At 63.6% G+C, this 20,518-nt stretch carries 18 protein-coding genes; 5 read left to right on the top strand and 13 right to left on the bottom strand.

All coding sequences use genetic code 11. The features are described 5' to 3' along the window. The first annotated feature begins 258 nt into the window (after window positions 1–258). On the top strand, window positions 259–564 hold the full coding sequence (locus FQ755_RS15295; RefSeq protein WP_144155569.1) for a hypothetical protein: 306 nt from the start codon (window positions 259–261) through the stop codon (window positions 562–564). Here the strand turns inward: FQ755_RS15295 and FQ755_RS15290 are convergent. The 7 genes from FQ755_RS15290 to FQ755_RS15260 form a co-directional block, all read right to left on the bottom strand. Next, window positions 504–1,391, bottom strand: a complete 888-nt coding sequence (locus FQ755_RS15290) for an urea transporter (protein WP_144155566.1) — start codon at window positions 1,389–1,391, stop codon at window positions 504–506. The genes FQ755_RS15295 and FQ755_RS15290 overlap by 61 nt on opposite strands. 145 nt (window positions 1,392–1,536) lie before the next feature. Next, on the bottom strand, window positions 1,537–2,469 hold the full coding sequence (locus tag FQ755_RS15285; protein WP_144155563.1) for an alpha/beta fold hydrolase: 933 nt from the start codon (window positions 2,467–2,469) through the stop codon (window positions 1,537–1,539). Beyond that, the gene (locus tag FQ755_RS15280; protein ID WP_144155561.1) at window positions 2,466–3,344 is read right to left on the bottom strand and encodes a metal-dependent hydrolase; all 879 of its coding nucleotides are present in this window, start codon (window positions 3,342–3,344) and stop codon (window positions 2,466–2,468) included. The genes FQ755_RS15285 and FQ755_RS15280 overlap by 4 nt, the downstream gene beginning before the upstream one ends. A gap of 46 nt (window positions 3,345–3,390) precedes the next feature. After that, window positions 3,391–4,296 carry an SDR family NAD(P)-dependent oxidoreductase gene (locus FQ755_RS15275; RefSeq protein WP_144155558.1) on the bottom strand — a complete coding sequence of 302 codons (906 nt, stop codon included), beginning with the start codon at window positions 4,294–4,296 and terminating at the stop codon, window positions 3,391–3,393. A gap of 98 nt (window positions 4,297–4,394) precedes the next feature. Continuing rightward, window positions 4,395–5,981, bottom strand: coding sequence for a flavin-containing monooxygenase (locus tag FQ755_RS15270; protein WP_144155556.1), 1,587 nt, complete (start codon window positions 5,979–5,981; stop codon window positions 4,395–4,397). Between the two features lie 153 nt (window positions 5,982–6,134). Next, window positions 6,135–7,034: a mechanosensitive ion channel family protein gene (locus FQ755_RS15265; protein ID WP_144155707.1), complete on the bottom strand. Its 900-nt coding sequence runs from the start codon at window positions 7,032–7,034 to the stop codon at window positions 6,135–6,137. A 284-nt stretch (window positions 7,035–7,318) separates the two neighbouring features. Then, the gene (locus FQ755_RS15260) at window positions 7,319–8,347 is read right to left on the bottom strand and encodes a sulfonate ABC transporter substrate-binding protein (RefSeq protein WP_144155553.1); all 1,029 of its coding nucleotides are present in this window, start codon (window positions 8,345–8,347) and stop codon (window positions 7,319–7,321) included. 543 nt (window positions 8,348–8,890) lie between these two features. On the opposite strand from FQ755_RS15260, the gene tssF reads away from it, so the two are divergent. The 3 genes from tssF to FQ755_RS15250 all read left to right on the top strand — a co-directional run bounded on the left by tssF (window position 8,891) and on the right by FQ755_RS15250 (window position 11,638). After that, complete coding sequence (gene tssF / locus FQ755_RS15255; RefSeq protein ID WP_260858605.1) at window positions 8,891–11,134, top strand: type VI secretion system baseplate subunit TssF; 2,244 nt, start codon at window positions 8,891–8,893, stop codon at window positions 11,132–11,134. 65 nt (window positions 11,135–11,199) lie between these two features. After that, complete coding sequence (locus FQ755_RS37370; RefSeq protein WP_186308538.1) at window positions 11,200–11,361, top strand: hypothetical protein; 162 nt, start codon at window positions 11,200–11,202, stop codon at window positions 11,359–11,361. After that, a complete protein-coding gene (locus FQ755_RS15250) occupies window positions 11,351–11,638 on the top strand; it encodes a hypothetical protein (protein ID WP_144155550.1) in 288 nt (95 codons plus the stop codon). Before FQ755_RS37370 ends, FQ755_RS15250 begins: the two co-directional genes overlap by 11 nt. A 598-nt stretch (window positions 11,639–12,236) precedes the next feature. On the opposite strand, the gene FQ755_RS15245 is transcribed toward FQ755_RS15250, so the two are convergent. From FQ755_RS15245 to FQ755_RS15235, 3 genes are all read right to left on the bottom strand, one after another. Beyond that, entirely contained in the window at window positions 12,237–13,127 is an 891-nt protein-coding gene (locus FQ755_RS15245) for a MerR family transcriptional regulator (protein WP_260858604.1), read from the bottom strand. A gap of 9 nt (window positions 13,128–13,136) precedes the next feature. After that, the gene (locus FQ755_RS15240) at window positions 13,137–13,712 is read right to left on the bottom strand and encodes a GNAT family N-acetyltransferase (protein ID WP_144155548.1); all 576 of its coding nucleotides are present in this window, start codon (window positions 13,710–13,712) and stop codon (window positions 13,137–13,139) included. Window positions 13,713–13,823: 111 nt separating this feature from the next. Beyond that, entirely contained in the window at window positions 13,824–14,750 is a 927-nt protein-coding gene (locus FQ755_RS15235; RefSeq protein WP_144155546.1) for a DMT family transporter, read from the bottom strand. Between the two features lie 112 nt (window positions 14,751–14,862). Between FQ755_RS15235 and FQ755_RS15230 the strand changes: the two genes are divergently transcribed. Then, window positions 14,863–16,296 (top strand): PLP-dependent aminotransferase family protein, encoded by a 1,434-nt coding sequence (locus FQ755_RS15230; RefSeq protein WP_144155544.1) that lies wholly within the window; start codon window positions 14,863–14,865, stop codon window positions 16,294–16,296. 87 nt (window positions 16,297–16,383) lie between these two features. On the opposite strand, the gene FQ755_RS15225 is transcribed toward FQ755_RS15230, so the two are convergent. The 3 genes from FQ755_RS15225 to FQ755_RS15215 all read right to left on the bottom strand — a co-directional run bounded on the left by FQ755_RS15225 (window position 16,384) and on the right by FQ755_RS15215 (window position 20,511). Next, window positions 16,384–17,460, bottom strand: coding sequence for a TAXI family TRAP transporter solute-binding subunit (locus tag FQ755_RS15225; protein WP_144155542.1), 1,077 nt, complete (start codon window positions 17,458–17,460; stop codon window positions 16,384–16,386). Window positions 17,461–17,604: 144 nt separating this feature from the next. Continuing rightward, window positions 17,605–18,636 (bottom strand): zinc ribbon domain-containing protein, encoded by a 1,032-nt coding sequence (locus tag FQ755_RS15220; protein ID WP_144155540.1) that lies wholly within the window; start codon window positions 18,634–18,636, stop codon window positions 17,605–17,607. Between the two features lie 366 nt (window positions 18,637–19,002). Further along, a complete protein-coding gene (locus FQ755_RS15215; protein ID WP_144155538.1) occupies window positions 19,003–20,511 on the bottom strand; it encodes an MDR family MFS transporter in 1,509 nt (502 codons plus the stop codon). Between the last annotated feature and the right edge of the window lie 7 nt (window positions 20,512–20,518).

Raw genomic sequence — 20,518 nt, 5'->3', positions numbered from 1 at the left:
CGTTTCGTTACAAGGGCAGGTTTTTCATCTTGAGAAGCGATTAGTGAACGGCTATCGTCGGGGTTCTCGTGCGGTCGACCCCGACACGCGAGTGTGGTTCTAGCGGCGTCCTGCTGACAGGCAGCGACGCCGTCTTTTTATGCTCTCGCCCTTGTCCATGCGCCAGATCGCCGCGCAGACAGTGGATTGGGATGTGTCTGATCGTCGTTCGAAGCCGGGCGTGTGATTCTTGATGCATCCGATTCGAGTGAGAGAAAGATGAAAACGTTAGCTGTTGTGACGGCACTGACCGTCTGCCTGGCTGGACTCAGTGGCTGTGTGACACCCACGCATTCTTATAACGAGATCCATACGCATAACTGGACACGCGAGAGTATGGAACAGCGGTTTCCAGCGGGAACGTCGAAGGCACAGGTGCTCGACAAGCTGGGAAGTCCCTTCGCCGCCAACTCCTCGGGCGATATCAGCCGCTGGGATTATGTCGGCGGCGCATCCGGCCAGCTTCATGTCGTGTTTCTGTTCAAGAACGGAAATCTGGTCGAAAAGCGTTTCGAAAACTTTTGAGCGCTCCACGTAGCGATCACGAAGGGCGCCGTCATCACGGGCAATCCGTAATGACCGGCCGCCTGCTGCAAGACGGTACTCACCAGTAGCCCGCCGAGCACGGCTGGCCAGCCGGCATCGGCGAGCGCGAGCGCCGTCAGCGCGCCATTGAACCCCAGCAGTCCTGCGTCAAACGCGGCGGGGCTCCCACCCAGCCATAGATGCGCGGCGCTCGTCAATCCGGCGCCCGCGAGCGCCCACATCGCAAGCCGCCATGAGGACGCGGCAATGCCTGCCAGCACCAGCACGCCAGCGACGGCGCCTGATGCGAAGCCCATCTGCGCGAGTCCTCCAAGCACACCGTCGGTGATACGTGAAAACGTAGCGGGATGCGCGGGCGCATGTGGCGCGGCTACCGGTTGAATCAACGGCAGCCACAGCCACGTGACGATCAGACACGGACTCGAATAGATGCTCAGGCCTCGCGCGCGCAGCCAGCGTGACCAGGGCGCAAGTCCCCAGGCCGTGGCGCTGGCGGCGAGAAGTGCCACGGCGGCAGCGGTGGCGTCGTCGGCAATGAACGTGAAGGTCGCGAGTCCCGCTATCGCGCCATTGAAGCCGTGGAGTCCAGCGCGGGTGTCGGCTTCGTCATACCCGGCCAGCACGGCGCAGACGTTCGCCGCGACGGCGCCCATCAGCGCGGCACAGGCAAGGCGCGGGCTGGTGACGAGCCATGCCGCGAGAAGGCAGGCGCCGGTGATCGCGTCAGGCTGCAGGGCGATCTGCCCGAGACTGCGCAGCAGCGTGCGTAGCGCAGTGAATTCTGCCTGATTGGCTGCGGCGTGCATGGTGATGAGGCGGTGCGATGGATTCGCGCGCCCAGCGGACACGGCGGTCGGTTCTCTGCAAACCGCGAGCATAGGGCAGCCGCACCGCCCCTGGCATTCCTGCCCAATGATAGTGGCTATTTGTGATCCGCCTACCCGGCGCTTTTTACGTGCTTGCCGCGACCGCGCCGACGTGGTGTGCGCGGTCGCGCGCGGGATGCTGGGCGGCAAAGCGGTCGATTCTCGCCGCGATATCCACGGGATCGCGCAGCACGACCCAATGGCCTGCGTCGATTGTTTCACGCGTGTAGTCGCCGAGCCATGTTTCGAGTCCGAGCGACAGCGCCGGTCCCACGTAACGGTCGCGCAACGGCACGATGAATTGCACCGGCGCATGAGCGCGCCGTGTCCTGGGATGAAACAAACGGTCGATAAAGTTGGCCCGATACAGATTCAGGCCGTTAATGCAGTTGCGCAGCTGGGCGGGGTCTCGCGCGTGACGCACACGTTCGAAGAGTCGTAACCAGAGCGGCCAGCCGCGCGCGAGGCCGGCTCGCCAGGCCAGTTCCGGCACGAGCGGCAGATGGAACACAAAGATGTACCACGACTTGATCATTTGCCGCAGACCGCTTGCGAATCGCCGCACGCCGTGCAGGCCGGAGGGCGGTGCACCGTGTCCGCGCAAGCCGAGCGCGGCATGATCGAGACACGGACCGGAGATCGACGTGAACGACGCAATCCGGCCCGCGAATGCGTCGCTGGTGACAGCCTCCCAGCTCTGGATCGAGCCCCAATCGTGGCCGACCAGATGAAACGGCCGGCCCGCGCAGGTGGCGTCGGCGACGGCGGCGAGATCGGCGGCGAGCTGTTCCAGACGGTAGCCGGCGCGCTGCGTCGGCGCTTCCGATCCGCCCGCGCCGCGGACGTCGTAGGCAATCACACGATAACGCGCGTCGAGTTGGGCTCGCAGCGGCTCCCACACGGCAGCCGAGTCCGGATAGCCGTGCACGAGAATCAGCGGCGGTGCATCGCGCGGTCCGCTGACGTAGACGGCGAGGCGCACATCGCCGGCGTCGACCACGAGCGTGTCGCGGATCACGCGGCCGCCCGCACGCCGCGGCGGCTCGCCTTCAGCGCGGCGGGACCGGCAGCATGAGTGGATTCGACCGCGGCGACCAGGCCGTCGATACGCGCGAGTTGCGCGCGATTATCGTGATCCCATGGATGGAAACCGGGTTTGAAAAAACGCAGCCATTCCATTGCAATGCCCGGAAACACGCCATGCTTCGGTCCATAGAGAAACTTGATCACGCGTGCCATGCCGCGCACATGGCCGCCGCGTTTGCGATCGGCGATCAAAAGCCGCACGTGGAAGTCGAATACGATCAGCCAGAACACCAGCGTGACGCTCAGCATGGTGCCCGTGCGGAGCAGATAACGCCCGAGACCGGGCTTGAGCACGGTCTTCCACACATCGAAAGAGACCGCCTTGTGTTCGGTTTCTTCGAGCGCATGCCAGGTCCACATCTGCACATAGCCTTCGACCGATCCGCCCACGCGGGTATCGTCCTCCAGCAGCAGGCCGGCCAGCATAGCGGTGTAGTGTTCGAGCGCGACCGTTATCGCCAGTTGAAACGATTTCGGCAGCTTGCGGTTGAGATTGAGGAACATCGTCAGACGCCGGTCGAGCTTATGCGCGGGCAGCCCCGCGTTCTGCAACAGGTCGTTGTACTCGATGTGCTCGCGGGTATGCATCGCTTCCTGACCGATAAAACCCAGCACCTGCTTTTTCAGCACCGGATCGTCGACCCGGTCACGGTAGTTGCGCACGCTATCCATGAAAAAGCGCTCGCCCGCGGGAAACAGCAGGGAGAGGGCGTTAAAAAAATGCGTGATATGCGAGCCCTGCTGATGCCAGTCGCAGGCACGCTCGGGTGGTAAGGCAAACCGCAGGTCACGGCGAACGGGCATCATGGCCTTTCTCCTTTTGGGTTCGGTTGGTGCATGCAGCACTGCCGGGTTATGCACGCCGTCCGGTGGCTTGCGCCGCGCGGGCGCGCCTGTGGGCGATGCGTTGCAGGCGGCGCGTCTGCATCACGACCAGCGCCTGATATGCAGCCGGCAGTGTGCGTGCGAGCCAGTCGGCGGCCCGCGCATCGCGGCCGATCAGCACGCGCCTTTTGTTTTTGCGCACGCCGTCGAGAATCACGCGGGCGGCTTCGTCGGCGGTGGTAATGAAGAACTTTTCGAAGTCATCCTTGCCTTGCTGTTCGCTCTCGATCATGAAGCCCACCATGTTCGAGGCGATCCGGCTCGACTGCGCGATGCTGGTGCGGATGCCGCCCGGATGCACGCAGGTGGCCGACACGCCGCACTTCATCAGATCGAGTTCCTGGCGCAGCGCTTCGGTAAAACCGCGCACGGCGAATTTGGTGGCGTTGTAGCCGCTCATGCCTGGTTGTGCGAACAAACCGAACACGCTCGAAGTATTGACGATATGTCCCGCCTCTGACGCTTTCAGATGCGGCAAAAACGCCTTGGTGCCGTGCACGACGCCCCAGAAGTTGACGCCGACGATCCATTCGAGATCGGCGTAGTCCATGCCCTCGATCGTGCTCGACAGCGCCACGCCCGCGTTGTTGAACACGAGATTGACGCGATCGTGCTGGGCCACGGTGTCGGCGGCCCAATCGAACATGGCCGCGCGATCCGCGACGTCGAGCACGCGTGTCGTGATGCGCAGCGGTGCGCCGACGATCTGCGGCGCTTCGGCGAGCGCGAGCTTCGCCGTTTCGGCGAGACTCGCGGCGTTGCGGTCCGCGAGCGCCAGATGGCAGCCCTCGCGCGCCAACTGCATGGCGAGCGAGCGGCCCATGCCCGAGCCTGCGCCGGTAATCGCGGCCACCCGGTCGGTGAAGTTTTTCATCGTGTCGGTCCTCCCTGAATAATGCCTTGTTGTTTTTATCTGTCTGTGAAACTGCGATGGCGGCGCGTGATGTGCATGCGGCAAATGTTCACCACGTCTCAACTCGCTTTGGCGGAAGCTGCCGCCGCCGTGCCGCCCTGCATCGCCGCGTCGCTGTGCACCTTGAGCTCGGCTGCCGGCTGCGGGGCAGGCGCATAGGCGAAGTAATCGTTCATGCTGAAACTGCTGGTGGCCTGGCGGAAACGGAACGCGAATCCGGGCCACAGGGTAGTGTTTTTGCCGGTCTTTGGATCGAGATACCAGCTCTTGCAACCGCCGGTCGACCAGATCGCGCGGCCGAGTTTTTGCTGGATCTGCTCGTTGTAGGCGCGTTCGACCTGCGGCCTTACCTCGATCGCCGTGGTGCCTTGGGTTTTCATGCCTTGCAGGGCGCGCAGGATGTACTCGACCTGCGACTCGATCATGTACACCATCGAGTTGTGACCGAGACCGGTGTTCGGGCCCACGATCATGAAAAAGTTCGGATAACCAGGCAATGCGGTGCCGAGATAGGCATGCGCGCCGTCGCGCCACGTGTCGACGATATCGACACCGCCTTTACCGCGCACCACACCACGTGGAAATGGGTCCGCGACCTGGAAGCCGGTGCCGAGGATCACGCAGTCGGCGGGATGGCGCACGCCGTCGGCCGTGATCACGGCATCCTCTTCGACGCGCGCTATCCCGCTTGTGACGACGGAGACGTTCTGGCGCGACAGGGCCGGAAAGTAGTCGTTCGAAATCAGGATGCGCTTGCAGCCCATCGTGTAATCGGGCGTCAGCGTGGCGCGCAGACCGGGATCGGCCACCTGGCGGTGCAGATGACGCAGGGCGATTTTCTGCGCGGTCTTCATCAGCGAAGGATGGATGGCAAAGCCGAAGGCTCTCGATTCGAGCATGCAATAGAGGCTCGCGCGCATGATCTTCTGCGTGAACGGCAGGTGCCGGAACAGCCATTGTTCGAGCGGCTTCACGGCGCGGTCGGCCTTCGGCATGATCCACGGCGGGGTGCGCTGGAACAGGGTCAACTGCGCGACGCGCGGCGCGATCTGCGGCACGAACTGGATGGCGCTGGCGCCGGTGCCGATCACGGCGACACGTTTGCCTTCGAGCGAATAGCTGTGATCCCATTGCTGCGAGTGGAAGGTCTTGCCCCTGAAGCTGGCGAGCCCCGGGATGTCCGGCAGCGCCGCACGCGAGAGGCCGCCCATGCCCGACACCAGCACGCGCGCCGACCACTGCTGACCGTTGGCGAACACCATCTGCCAGCGGTGGCGCGTTTCGTCGTAGGTCGCGCTGACCAGTTCGTGTCCGAAGCGGATGTGCCGCCTGACGCCGAAGCGCCGGGTGCAATCTTCGAGGTAATCGCGAATCTCCGGCTGGCGCGCGAACATTCGGGTCCAGCGCGGATTGGGCGCAAAGGAAAACGAATAGACGTGCGATTGCACGTCGCACGCGCAGCCGGGGTAATGGTTGTCGCGCCAGGTGCCGCCGACCGAATCGGCCTTTTCGGCGACCATGAAGTCGCTCATGCCGGCCTGCCGGAGCCGGATCGCCATGCCGAGACCGGCAAAGCCCGAGCCGATGATGGCGACATCGGTCTCGAGAGGCGCCAATGCGTCGGGGGGCATCGTGCGTGCGTTCATCCGATCCGTCTCCTATTTTCCACTCTTAACTGTTACATTGTGTGATGTAACAATAGGGGCTGAGATTGGATCGCGCAAGCAGCGCGTTAGATTGCGGACTCTATGAGATACGGAAGCAGAAAGGCGCGGCTCTGGGGCCGCGCCGCTTTCCGGTTACTGCGTGATGGCGCGCGGCACAGTGGCCGCACGGTTGACCGTCGGCTCGTTGGCCTCGCGGCTTTGCACGATGTGCAATTCCCGCGTGCGCACCGGCAGGCCGCATTGCGCGTCGTTGAGCGTCTGGCGCACCTGGCGCGCGAGATCCCAGCGCATATCCCAGAACACATCGGTGTTCGCCCACACGCGGATGTTGAGCACCACCGTGCTGTCGTCGAAGCGGCTCACCATCACTTGCGGTGCGGGAGTCTGCAGCGCGCGCGGGTCGGCGGCGGCGAGGGCGCGCAGTGCGGCGAGAGCGTGATCCACGTCGTCGCGCACGGAGATTTCCACTTCCAGGTCGAGACGGCGGGTCGGATTGCGGTTGTAATTGCGGATCGAATTGCTCCATAGCGTGCTGTTCGGCACGTATTCGCAGATGCCGTCGGCCTTGGTGAGGCGCGTGGTGAAGAGACTGATTTCTTCGACCGTGCCTGCCACGCTGCCCGTACCGGCTTCAATCGAATCGCCCACCTTGAAGGGCCGCAGCAGCAACAGCATGATGCCGGCCGCGATGTTCTGCATCGTGCCTTGCAGCGCCAAACCAATCGCGAGGCCGGCGGCGCCGAGCACCGCGACGATGCTGGCCGTCTGGATGCCGAGTTGCGACAGCGCCCCGATGATGGCGACCACGCGAATGCCCCACAGGCTGGTATCGCACAGGACGGGGCGCAGCGTGGCGTCCATGCGCGACTGCCGCGTGAGCAGGCGATTGAGCGAGCGGGCGACGTGGCGTGCAAACCACCAGCCGACCACGAGGATCAGCGCGGCGGCGCACAGGTGCATCGAGATGGTGGTGAGCGCATCCCAAAGGAAGGTCCACCGGTCTGGGTGGATCTCGGCGAGAAGATTCTGCATGGCCTTGACGGTCCTGGTTTTCACACGACGGCCTGTAGGGCGCCGCGCGTTGGTTCAAAAAGGGGAGAGGTGTACCGGCGCGCTCGCGGAAACGGGCGCTACGCCTTGGCGGCGAGGCAACTGGACAACGACGCATGAAGCGTCGTGCGGGGAAGGGACTGCTCAAAAAAGAGAAAGTTCTGCCGCTTGAAGATCTTTAACAGTTGGAGCGGCAAAAATGCGCGAACCGAGACGCGCGACGCGAACCAGGGCGCGCAGCCTTATGGCCCGTTGCTATCAGGCGCTCATTTCACCGCGAGACTCGCCGCCACGTCGCGGTTTTGCCAGACGTTGTCGCGCACTGTGATCTTTTGCGGGATCAGATGCGCGCCGTAAAACGCGTCTGCGACGCTCTGCTGGGACCGCACGATCTCGTCGGTCACGGCGGTGGTGCCGTAGGGATAGCGGCGCACCCAGGTCTCGACGAGCTTCTGGTCGAGCCCCACCTTCGGGGCGATCAGCGCGGCGGTTTCGCCGGGATGCTGGGTGACCCATTGGCCGGTGGTGCGCAACTGGCCGAGCAACGTGCCGATCACCTCGGGATGTTGCTGGGCGAAGCCGCGGGTTGCCTCATAGAAGCTGTACGAAGTATTGACGTTCGAATAGTCCGCCAGCGTGCGCGCCTTCAGTGCGTCCTGCGCCGCGGCATAGTAAGGATCCCAGATGACCCAGGCATCGACGTCGCCGTTCTGGAATGCAGCGCGGGCGTCGGCTGGGGCAAGGTAAACCGGACGGATGTCCTCGAAACGCAAGCCGGCTTTCTGCAGGACTTCAAGCAGCAGATAGTTCGCGCTCGAACCCTTTTGCAGCGCGACGCGTTTGCCCTTCAGATCGGCAACGGTACGCAGGGGCGAGTCGGGCCTGACAATGACCGCCTCGGTATGCACGCCGCCGGGCTCGGCGCCCACATACACGAAACCGACGCCGCCGGCTTGCGCGAATACCGGCGGCGGTGCGCCCGTATAGCCGAAGTCGATGCTGTTGGCGTTCAGTGCTTCGAGCAGTTGCGGGCCGGCGGGAAATTCGAACCATTTCACGCTGTAGCCGAGCGGTTTGAGCTTCTGTTCGAGCGAGCCTTGCGCCTTCACGATTCCAAGCAGGCCGGCTTTCTGATAGCCGATGCGCAACACGTTGCCCTTGGCGTCGCCCGCGTCCTGGGCGAGGCTGTTGCCGCACGCGAGCAGCGTCAACGCGGTGAGCGTGACAAGTGCGGCGATTGCGCCGGGCGTGTTACGGACGGGAAGGCGCGGGCGCGAGCCTGGTCTGCGTGTCATTCGGGAGTCTCCATGCGTGAAAAGGATCGTCGCATGGACGTCGCCAGCCGCAAACCAAGCAATGGAGATTTGCATATGACTGTGAACGAACAATAAAGTCTGACACAAGACAATATAGTGCCGATGGGAGCATTTGCTACCACTCGCTGCAAATATCGATGTGCTCGAAAAACTGTCCGGAGCGGGAATCACTATCAAATAGGACGGCCCCCTTGCGTGGCGAGGTCCGGCTATCGGGACCGCGCATATCGACGTCGGAAGTGACGCGGATTGAGAATCCTCAAGTGCGGCAGTCGGTGCTAACACGCTTCCTGAAAATGCGTAGACAGTGCCCCTTCAGTCAGCGCGCACCGGTACCACGGAATTCAATCTCAAAAAATATAATGAGTTTTATATTTCATTTATTGACAAAATCGTTGATGAATTTCGACGTCTCCACTTAAGTTGATTGACGTTTTTCTGTAGCAACCCCTAAATTTCGGTGCCGATAGCTGCGAATGCAACGATTTACCTCGTGCCTTTCAACCGGAATGGGATGTGTGAATGAATGCTGTGACCAAAGGCTTCACCGATGCGCTGCGCCACCCGAGCGCGCGTCTGAGCCAACGTCTGCGGGTCTGGGTCGGGATTCTCGAACACGACTTCGATGTGGTGAAGTTCCGGGTGCGCGGGGGATTTTGCAAGGACTATACGGCGGATGTGACGGTGACCTCGTCCCAGCTCGATCTCGACGGCAAACAGTACGTCGGCCGGCGTGCGGGCCTGCAGATCGACGAACGCGTGGCCGTGCCCTCGGTCAGGGGCCGGGCCGTTAGACCTGCTCAAGCTGCGCGGCTTCCAGATGCCGGAGCGCATTTTCATAACGGGCCGGGCCGGGCAGATCTCCGGACTCCCTTCCCTGCCGCCATTGCCTCCGGAGTTGCAGCCATGACTGCACCGTGGAAGAAGTACCAGGCCGACCAGGCGAATCCGTTCCTGGCTAAATTCGATGGCGAGATGCGCTACCTGCGCGAAGCCGGTCGCGAGTTTGCGCGCGACCAGCCCGATGCTGCGCGGCATCTCGGCATGCAGTATGGTCAGGAGGATGAGCAGGTCCGGGCGGTCAATGAAGGCTTTGCGTTTCTGGTAGCGCGGCTGCTTGGGAAACTCGACGACGGGTTGCCGGAGATCACGGAGGCGCCACTCGACAACCTGTTCGAGTATGCCGCGCGACCGATCCCGTCGCTGTCGATCATCGAATGCAGTCCCCTGAACCGCAATGCCACGACGACGGCGCAGATTCCGGCCGGCGCCGTGGTGCGCTCGGCGCCTGTCGGCCCGAAGGCGGTGCAATGTCTCTACCGGACCACCCAGCCCGTCGAACTGTTGCCGCTCTCGGTCGACGATGCGGCGGTCGCGGTGCGTGCCGATGGGCGCACGGTGATCCGTCTCACATTCGGTCTCTGGCTCGGCGAACAGCGCGAACGGATCGACCTGTCGCGTATCCGGCTGTACCTGCACGGCGACCGGCCTGCCGCCGCTGCGCTCTACGCGGCGTTGATCCATCAGGTGGAGTCCGTTGGCCTGCGCCTGCCTTCGGTACGCGACGGCGCGCTGGAGCGACTGAGGCGGGTGGACTTCGAGCCGGCAGGGTTCGGTCCGTCGACGCGGCTGTGGCCCATACTGGACCCGAAGCGCGACGAGGAACTCGACCGCGAGCAGACGATGCTGGAGTACTTCGTGTTTCCGCAGAAGTTCCACTTTGTCGACCTGTGCGGCTTCGATAGCGCTGTGCTGCCCGCCGGGGAAAAGCGGATGACCTTCGAGATCGAACTCGATGGGCGCATCTCCGGCGACTATCCGGTGACCCGGGACAGCTTCCGCCTGTTTTGCACGCCCGTGATCAACCTGTTCGAGGTCGACGCGCTGCCGTTGCGTCCTGCTGGCTGGCATGACCGGGAGCACCAGATCCGCGTGCAGGAGGGCCTGGCGGATCACGTCGAACCGTATGACGTGCTCGCGCTGGATGCGGCCGATCCGGAGGACAGCGCACAGTATTCCTACAAGGCGTTCACGGGTTTCCGTCATCGCGGCTGGATGCTGCGTTACGAGCAACCGGAGCGGTACTTCCATACCGCGACGCGCTTCGGCCCGGCGGGGCGGCAATTGTGGGTATCGCTCTCGGGACAGCTATGGGAGGGCACAATTGCGGACGCGAAGAATGATGAGGACCGTCCACCGCCGGACCGCTACCTGACGGCGCGGGTGTTCGCCAACAACGGGCGCCTGCCGCGCATGGCGCTATCCGAGGCGACGATCACCGAGACGGTCACCGGCTTTACCGGCATCGCGTCGGTGCGCAACCTCACGGCACCGAGCCTGCCACTCTATCCGCCGCGCTATTACCCGGGCTACGACTGGCGCGTGCTGGGCCACCACACCGCGGGCGGCGCGAACGAACTGAACCGTTTCCATCCGGAGGGCGCGTCGGCGTTGCGCGAGGTGCTGGAGCTTTACGACTGGACGCCGGACGATGCTGCGGCACGGCGTATCGACGCGATCCGTGACGTGCGGGTGTCCTGGCGGCGGGTGCTGAGGCATGGCGGCCTGCTCAAGGAGGTCCGGCTTCACGTCGATCTCGATGCCAGTGCCTTTGACGGGCCGGGCGATGCCGTGCTGTTCGGCGACGTGCTGAATCATTTCATCGGGCGTTACGGGGCCGTCCACTATGCGACGGGGCTGACGCTGGGCATCGACGGCCGGGAGATAGTCTATCCACGCATCGAGTTCGAGGGGGCACCGTTCTGATGCACAGGAAAATGATCCGGGACGCTTGCGGTGTCACCCTCGCGCTGGCCCTCAGCGGATGCGGCATGTGGCGGTCCGTGAAGGATGGCACCGCGGCCGCCACGCAAGCGGTGTTCGAGACGAAGGTCAAGCAGATGGATGTCGTCGTCACGGCTCGCGGCGCCGACCAGTATCGGGCGGGGTTCATGGTGCCTGAGGTGCAGCGGGAGACGGGTCATGCTGGCTGACATGCAGGCACTGGCGGATTCGCGTGGCGGGGCGTGCCTGTCCGATACCTACGTTTCGAGCAGGCAGAAGCTGCAATGGCAATGTCATCGGGGCCACGCGTGGTGGACGATGGCCGCGAGCGTGAAGAACGGTCACTGGTGCCCGGAATGCGCGATCGTGGAGCGTTGCCGTACCCGCAAGTCCAGGCGCCGGTACGAGGCAGTTGGGTTGCCGGAATGGGACCTGGCATTGCAGCGACTGGACCCCGATCCGTCGACTGTCGAAGCTGCGGCGTAGAAACGGGCCGGGTTGCCCGGCAGGGCTGTCAGGCGTGAACGCATCCCGTCGTGCTGCTACTCTGGGCTGGCGCTGTCTGGCCAATGTCCTGCATATGCGCAGCGAGTGACCGAGGCGGGCCGCGCTTGTCGGCGTTTATTCAATACGGTATGGTCATTCAGTCTGACAAGGCACGCTGGAACAGGACTGATTCGGTCAAGTTGCTCGCAACTGATCACACTCGCAAAAGCACGTTCAGAGTTTCGATAAAAATGAGGAACCTTGATAATTCGTCCTGCCCGTCGTCGCCTCCTGATTTGCATGCAAGGTTGAAGCCATTGCCCGCTGGCATTGGGTAGTTGACGAGGATGGCCTGCAGCCACCTGCCGGGAACTGACGTCCGGGAAATTTAGTCGGCCGTTCACCCGCGTTGCATGATCGTTGTGTCAACCTTAATGTTTCCATGTCTGCATCGGTTCGCCGCCAACCCGCTGATTTTATTGATTATGCAGTGTCAAACTGTATTGTCATTCACGACGACGGGTACGAAAGGTGCGCTTCGGGGTTTAGACCGCGGATGACGCTGCGCGCGCTCAAGGGCAGCTAACCACTGCGGCGGTTACTTTTTGGCTTTCGCTTTGCCCGCGCCGGCTGGGCGTGCCGGTTTGACCTCGATGCCGGACGAAACCGGCGACCCGTCCCCATGCTGCGTGCTGCCGAGTTTTTCCATGATGGCCGCGACGCGATCGCCGAGATAGTCGCCGGAGGCTTCTTCGAGCGCGCGGTTCATTTCGGATTCAACCAGCACCATCGCAACCGGCCGGACCCGCCAGATTGCTTCGACGAGCGCCGGCACATCGGCGGGCGGCGGCAGGGCGTCGGCTTCGTAGCGGTCGAGCTGGCGCACCACCAGATCCACCATGGCCTTGGCGACGGCGTTGAAATGCGGACGTGAGATGCGCACGGCATCGAGCAGATCGGCGAGCGGAATGCCCTCGCGCGCCATGGTGGCGCCCGCCGACAGCGCCGCGGGGCTGTTGGCGACAAATGAAAGGCCGTGGCGCTCGAGCACTCCCAGGTCGACCGCTTTCGACAATGCGCCGGGCGAAGCCTTGTCGCCGAACATCTGCAACAGTTCGACCAGCGAGTATTTCCTCGGCCGCTCGCGCGACCAGCGGCTGCCGATGGCCGTCTCGAGCCCGAGAATCGAGCGCAGGTCGTGGCCCTCGTCGACGGCCTTGATCAGGTCCTGGATATTGGCAAGCGTGTAGCCGCGGGCCAGCAGATGGTTGATGAGTTTGAGCCGCGAGACATGGGTGTCGTCGTACACGCCAACCCGTCCGCGCTTTTCCGGCGGCGCCAGCAGGCCGCGGTCCTGATAGGCGCGCACGTTGCGCACGGTGCTGTCCGTCACCCGCGCGAGTTCGTCGACGGTGTATTCGTTGCGCGGAACAGCGGGCGCATGGGGCGCAGCGGTTGCGGCAGGGGTGGAGCGAGGCGTTTTCGGCATGCGGGGATTTTAACGCGACGGCGGCGCGGCAGCCCCGATCCCCAGCGTGCGCTGCATCAGCGTCGTATCGAGCCAGCGGCCGTGCTTGAATCCGACCGCCTTCAGCGTGCCGGTCAACTCGAAGCCGAGGCTGCGATGCAGCGACAGCGACCCGCCGCTGCCGCCATCCGCGATCACGGCGACCATCTGCCGCCACGGACCGGTTTCGCAGCGTGTAATCAGCGCTTCCAGCAGAAGGCGGCCAATCCCGCGGCCGCGAAAGGCGTCGTCCATGTAGATCGAATCTTCGATGGTATGGCGATAGGCAACGCGCGGCCGGTAGGGCGTCGCGTAGCAATAGCCCGCAATCTTGCCGTCGACCTCGGCAACCATGTACGGCAGCCCATGGCTCAGCACGGATGCAAGGCGGCCGCGCAGGTCGTCGACGGAAGGCGGCGTTTCTTCGAACGAGGCGACGCCATGCAGGACATGGTGCGCATAGATGGCCTGGATGGCGGGCAAATCGGCTTCGGTTGCGTCACGCAGCAACGGCGCGAGCGCTGCTGCGGTCGATATTTTCGCGCTGGATGGCATGGCCGTGCTCATACGGATTCCTCTGGTTACCGGAGCCGCTCCGGAAACACTTCACTATGCCAGCGGTCTGCATGAAATTGAAGCCGGGCAAAAAATGTCGTCACGCTCAGGTGCCCAATGCCGTTACGTCGCCGCATCAACAGGCCGCACCGGCACGGTTCGCGCAAAGCGCCGCGCCCCGGCGACGCAAGCTACCACGACCACCGTGACGACGATCATCACCGGCGGCACCTGCTCATGCAGCAGCACGCCCGCGAGCACCAGGCCAAAGAACGGCTGCAGCAGCTGCAACTGGCCGACGCTGGCAATGCCGCCCAAGGCGAGGCCGCGATACCAGAACACGAAGCCGATCAGCATGCTGAAGAGCGACACGTACGCCAGTCCCCACCAGGCCGCGTGGCTGACGCCTTCGAACGACGCCGGGCGCGCCCACCAGGTGAGCGGCGCCATCAACGGCAGCGAAAGCACCAGCGCCCACGAGATCACCTGCCAGCCGCCGAGATGGCGCGACAGCCGCGCGCCTTCCGCGTAGCCCAGCCCGCAGACCACGATGGCGGCCAGCATCAAGGCGTCGCCCGCCGGCGAGGCATGCAGGCCGTCACGCACGGCGAATGCGACCACTGCGGCGCTGCCGAGCGCGGAAAACAGCCAGAACGCGGGCTGTGGCCGCTCGCCGCCGCGCAGCACGCCGAAAATCGCGGTGGAAAGCGGCAGCAGGCCGATAAACACGACCGCATGCGCCGAAGTGATATGACGCAAGGCGAGGGCGGTCAGCAACGGAAACCCGACCACGACACCCAGCGCGACGATCAGTAACGGCAGCAGTTCGCGCCGCGCTGGCCGGGTCTCGCGAAACACCAGCAGCAGGATCAGTCCGAGCGTGCCGGCGATCGTCGCACGGGCCACGGTGAGAAAGATCGGATCGAGCCCCTGCACGGCGAGGCGCGTGGCCGGCAGCGAGCCGCTGAAGATCAGCACGCCGAGCAGGCCGCTCACCCAGCCACTCGAAGCGCGAGCGGGAAGCGCGCCGCTGTTTTGGGAGTTTTGCATCGGAATTTCCATCGCCAGGATCGAACCCCGAGCATCCTCCTGATCTGCGAAAAGTGTAAGCTACAGATCAGTACAATTCGTGCAAACTGTACCGAACCGTGGAGCAGTACAGATGGCGGAAAGCAGCAGAGACAGTTCCGATGGCAATGCCGTGTCGCGCACCCGCGTCGAAGTGGTGATGGACGCGTTGCGCGAACGCATCGCGAGTCGTTCGCTGATGCCGGGCGCGCGCGTGCCGTCGATCCGCATGATGACGGAGACGCTCGGCGTGTCGAAATCGACGGTGGTCGAAGCCTATGACCGGCTGGTCGCGGAAGGCACGATCGTCGCGCGGCGCGGGTCGGGGTTTTTCGTCTCCGGGCATGCGCCGCCGCTGGCGCTAGCCGATCTCGGTCCGCGTCTGGATCGCCAGCTCGATCCGCTGTGGCTCACGCGGCAGTCGCTCGAAGCGGGGCAAAAGGTGCTCAAGCCCGGCTGCGGCTGGCTGCCGGCGTCATGGCTGCCGGAAGACGGCGTGCGCCGGGCGCTGCGCGCGGTGGCGCGCGACCCGCACGCGGCGCTCGCCGATTACGCCACGCCGCCCGGCTTGCCTGCGCTGCGCCAGCAACTCGCCTGGCGGCTCGCGCAGCATGGCGTCGACGCGCCGCCGGAGCAGATCATCCTGACCGATGGCGGCACGCACGCGCTCGATCTCGTCTGCCGCTTTCTGCTCGAACCGGGCGATACCGTCCTGATCGACGACCCGTGTTACTTCAATTTTCAGGCGTTGCTGCGCGCCCATCGCGCGCGCATCGTCAGCGTGCCTTACACGCCCTCGGGGCCGGACCTCGCGCGTTTCGAGCAGGCGCTGACGGAGCATCGCCCGCGCCTTTACGTGACGAACTCGGCCATTCACAACCCGACTGGCGCAACATTGGCACCCGCGGTGGCACATCGTTTATTGAAACTGGCCGGCGAGCACAACCTGCTGATCGTCGAGGACGACATCTTCGCCGACTTCGAAGACGAAGCCGCGCCGCGTCTTGCCGCTTTCGATGGGCTCGCGCGGGTGGTATCCATCGGCAGTTTTTCGAAGACGCTTTCGGCGGCGGTGCGTTGCGGTTTCATCGCGGCACGCGCGGACTGGATCGAGCCGCTGATCGACCTGAAACTGGCCACGACTTTCGGCAATGGACAACTGGCCGCGAGCGTGGTGCATCGACTGCTGGTGGACGGCACCTACCGCCGGCATCTCGAAGGTCTGCGCACGAAACTGGCCGACGCCATGGGCGAAACGATCCGCCGTCTGACGCAGGCTGGTCTCGAGGTGTGGACCCGGCCGCGCGCGGGGCTGTTCGTGTGGGCGCGTTTGCCTGCCCAACTGGATGCGGCGGAGATCGCGCGCCATGCGCTTGCCGAAAACGTGGTGCTGGCGCCGGGCAATGTGTTCAGCGCCGCGCAAACGGCGGCAGGGTTTTTGCGTTTCAACGTTTCGCAATGCAACCGGCCGAAGGCTTATGAGGCCTTGCAGCGCGCGATGGAGCTTGCCCAGAGCGTCGACGTCTGATTCATAAATAATCAGGGATGCCAGGCAAGTGATCAGGTGTCTCCGAGATCCGATAGCGAACGCCGCATTCGACACTCGCATGCACCATCACTTGCACAGCATCAGCACCCGTGCCTCATCCGAGCAATTCGACTTGATAGACGCCTTGTCCGCCGTTTGCGCGGGCGCTGCGGTCGTCATGCCGGCTTCGCGGCGAGCCACACAGGTGCGCAAACGCCTTTCCACCGGCCCATAGTATTGCCAGCCCTTGCCGAGATTCGGCAATTCCATCTTCACCTGCTTCCATTTGGGATGACCGTGCTCCTGCAGGTTGTCGAAGTTCGTGCAGAGCGGCTCGGCGAAGCGGTCGAGATTGACCACCGTATCGCGCAACCCGTAGTCGTAGGTGACGAGAAACGCCTTCACAGTGAAGGTCGGTACGTCCTCTTTTAACCAGTTAGGATAACTTGACGTGTGAATCGTCGCGGGAAAATAGGTCTGTTTGGCGCGCGCGCTTTCGGGAGCATTGGGATCGACCCGTAGCAGGCGAAGCTGTTGCAGCAGTTCCGGGTTCATGTCGGTGAACAGTTTGGCGGGCTGGCCCACCACGATCACCGCGACATCGATCTTCTTGACGATCAGCGCCGCGAGTGCATCTTCGTTGCTCAGATGCTGGACGTTCTGATCGGGAATCGGCTGGCCGAACATCAGGTGATAAATCGTGTTGGCGGACTGCGCTGTGCCGCTGCCGAGCAGGCCCACGCTAATGTTCTTGTCCTTGATCTCGTTGATCGTTCTGATCGGCGAGTCGGCGCGCACGACAAAATTGATCTCTTCGTCATAGAGCGGCATGATGAGCCGCAGCGGGCGAATGGCCTGACCGGCATCGGTATTGCCGGCGGCAGCCATATCCACATAAGCCTGATAGACGTCGGACTGGACCAGCGCGAGCTTGACGCCCGATTCGAAACGCAAGCGCTGGACATTCTCCGCCGAACCCTTCGACGGCATGACGTCGAGGTCGATGCCGGCCGGTTCGGCCACCCATTTCGCCAGATCCGCGCCAAACTGGATATAGGTGCCGCGCTCGGGTCCGGTGACGATCTTGTAGTGCGCATTGTCTGCAAGCGCCGGCGACGACGCCAGCAATAACCCGAGCCACCCCGCCAGAATTATCTTGAGCATGGTCTGTCCACCTATCGGTCTGGTTTGAACGGGCTTCGCGCGGAGCGCCGCGACGAAGCATCGGTGAGTCGGTGTTGCGATTCTGGTTATTGCGTCGTGCGAAGTGCCTGAAAATCCGTTGTCAATTTGAGCGCGATGCGCCGCTCAGTGAGCGGGCGCCGCAGCCGACGCCGGCGAGCTTCGCCAGCCCGATTGTGCGATGGCCCGAACCTGCGCGTCGACGCTGCCCGGCGCAGGCGCGGCCGGCGTAACCTGAGTGGCCGCAACGGCGGGCGCGGCTGGCTGGGGTCGAGACGGCTGGGCGACGCGGGCGGGTGGCGCGACATGACCGCCGAGCGGCACCCAGCCGGTTTCGACGATCGCGCGTTCCAGCAGCGATTTTGCTTCGGGGCTACCGCTATCCATCGAGAGTGCGTCGCGCGCGCTGTGCTCGACGCAATTCCACAGGTGGTCTTTGACACACACGTTCGCCGTTTGCAGCGCGGCGTCGCGGCGCTGCTCGAGTGGCGTCAACTGATTCTGGACCGCACGCGCATCGGCATTGCCGGGCTCCATCGAAAGAGCAGCATTGACGGCTGCCTGCGCGCCCGACAGATCGTGCGACTCCATATGCCTATGCGCGGCGCGCAGGCTATCCGCGAGGTCGCGGTAGTGCGGAACGTTCACCGGTTGAATCACCGCGCGTGCGGGCGCGGTGGGCGTGGCGGACGTGTTGACGGCGCCTGTGCCGGCCTGCGTATTCGCGGTTTGATCCGGCGCATACGGCGCAATGGAGCCGGCAGTTGATCGGGAGTCCTGTGCATCGTACCCCGGTGCGTCGGTGTGGCGATCGCCGAGTAGCGCGTAGCCGCCATAACCTAGCACGACGACGCCAAGCGCGATCAGTCCACGCGTAATGAGCCAGCGCGAGCCAATCGGCGTGCTCATCGGCAAATGAATCAGCGGCGGAATCGGTGTCTCCGGCGAGGCGAGATCCGGACCGCCTGGCGGGGTCTGAGGATCCGTTTGCAATGGCCTGTGCAGCGGACTGTCCGGCGCAAAGCGCGCATGCGCGGGTGCTGCGAGCGGATGCGCCGCGCCGCAGTAAGGACACAGGTCGGCGTACTGGTACAGCGCGCCGCCGCAGCGTTTGCAGGGCGCGGGAAAATTTTGGCCGGACGTACTTTGGGTGGACATGCTGTGACCCACCTGCGATAGGCTATGCCTACAGGGCATGCTTCGGATGGTGCTCGAAGCAGCATGCAATCTCTGCGCGAATCACACTCCGAATGTGCGGAAGTTCAGCGCTCGCCATACAAACAAAAATGACAGCGCCGCCATGAACAATATGTGAGCTTTCGAGGTCAACGTCAATCGACGTTCGCACCTACCGCGTGTGCGAGAACACACACAGCGGCAGGCAGATTGCTGCACATGTCGGCAGAACGAATCAAGGGAAGTTTTTTACATGATGCCGGTGCGCAAAGACCGGCGCGACGATTGATCGGATGAAACGCGTGGCGAGGCCGGTCATTGTCGAACCCGGCTTCGCACACGACGCGCTCAATGCTTGCGCAGCGGATGATCCTTAAGCAGCCAGGCGAGCAGGAACGCCAGCACGACCACGCACGAGGCCGACAGATAGACCGTGTGCAGGGCGCCGGCAAAAGCCTGCAGATAATCCTCGCGCAACGTTGCAGGCAACTGATGAATGGCAGCCGGACCGAGCGAGTGAGGCAACTCCGTATCGGGCGGAATCAGACTTTGCAGACGGGACGCGAGACCATTCGAAAAGACCGCGCCAAAACCCGCCACGCCGACCGAGCCGCCAATGGAGCGAAATAACGTTGCGCCCGACGTGGCGACACCCATATGCCGGAACTCCACCGTGTTCTGCACGGCGAGGATCAGCACCTGCATCACCATGCCGAGTCCGAGCCCGAGCAGACCCATGTAGAGATACATCACATGAATGGGCGTGGAGATTTGCAGGCGCGCGAGCAGGGTCATCGCCACCGCCACGAGGAACGTGCCGCCAATCGGGAACATGCGGTATTTGCCGATTTTGCTGATCACGCGCCCGGTGATCACCGACATCACCAGCAAGCCGCCCATCATCGGCAGCATCTGCATGCCGGCTTGCGAAGGTGTCGAGCCCTTGACCACCTGAAGATAAAGCGGGATGAACGTCACCGAACCGAACAATGAAACGCCGATGATGAAGCCGATCAGGCTGCTCAGCAAAAACGTGCGTTGCCGGAACAGTTCGAGCGGCATGATCGGTTCGACGGCGCGTTTTTCCTCGTAAATAAAGCCGCCAATGCACACCAAGCCCATCACGAGCGTGAACCACAGTTGCGGCGAGGACCACGGCAGAATCGTGCCGCCCTGACTCGTGAACAGGATGATGCAGGTGAGCGCGCCCGCCAGAAACGCGGCGCCCATGTAGTCGATGGTGTGCCTGATATGCGCGGCGCGCGGCTTGAACACCGCGCCGATCACGACCAGCGCGAGCAGGCCGAGCGGCAGGTTGATGTAGAAAATCCAGCGCCACGACAGATGCTCCACCAGGAAGCCGCCGAGCAGCGGGCCGACTACCGTGGCAAGGCCGAACACGCCACCGAACACGCCCTGGAAGCGGCCACGCTCGGCCGGCGGAATGACGTCCGCGATGGCGGCCATGGTGACCACCAGCAGGCCGCCGCCGCCGAGACCCTGCAGCGCGCGCAGCACGATCAGTTGCGTCATGTTCTGTGCGATTCCGCACAGCGCGGAGCCGACGAGGAACAGCACGATGGCCGCCTGCAACACGATCTTGCGGCCGAACAGATCACCGAACTTGCCGTAGAGCGGCACCACGATGGTGGACGTCAGCAGGTAAGCGGTGACGACCCACGACAGATTGGCGAGGCCGCCGAGTTCGCCGACGATGGTGGGCAGCGCCGTCGACACGATGGTCTGGTCGAGCGCGGCCAGCAGCATCACCAGCAGCAGGGCCGGGAACAGCAGCCGGATCGGCGGATGGTCCGCCGCGGCCGTGACTTCCGCTGGGGCAGTGGTACGTTGATCCATGAATGGG

The sequence above is a fragment of the Paraburkholderia sp. BCC1885 genome (assembly GCF_900996235.1).
In the GTDB taxonomy this organism is placed as follows: domain Bacteria; phylum Pseudomonadota; class Gammaproteobacteria; order Burkholderiales; family Burkholderiaceae; genus Paraburkholderia.
This window is presented reverse-complemented; position numbering and strand designations above follow the sequence as displayed.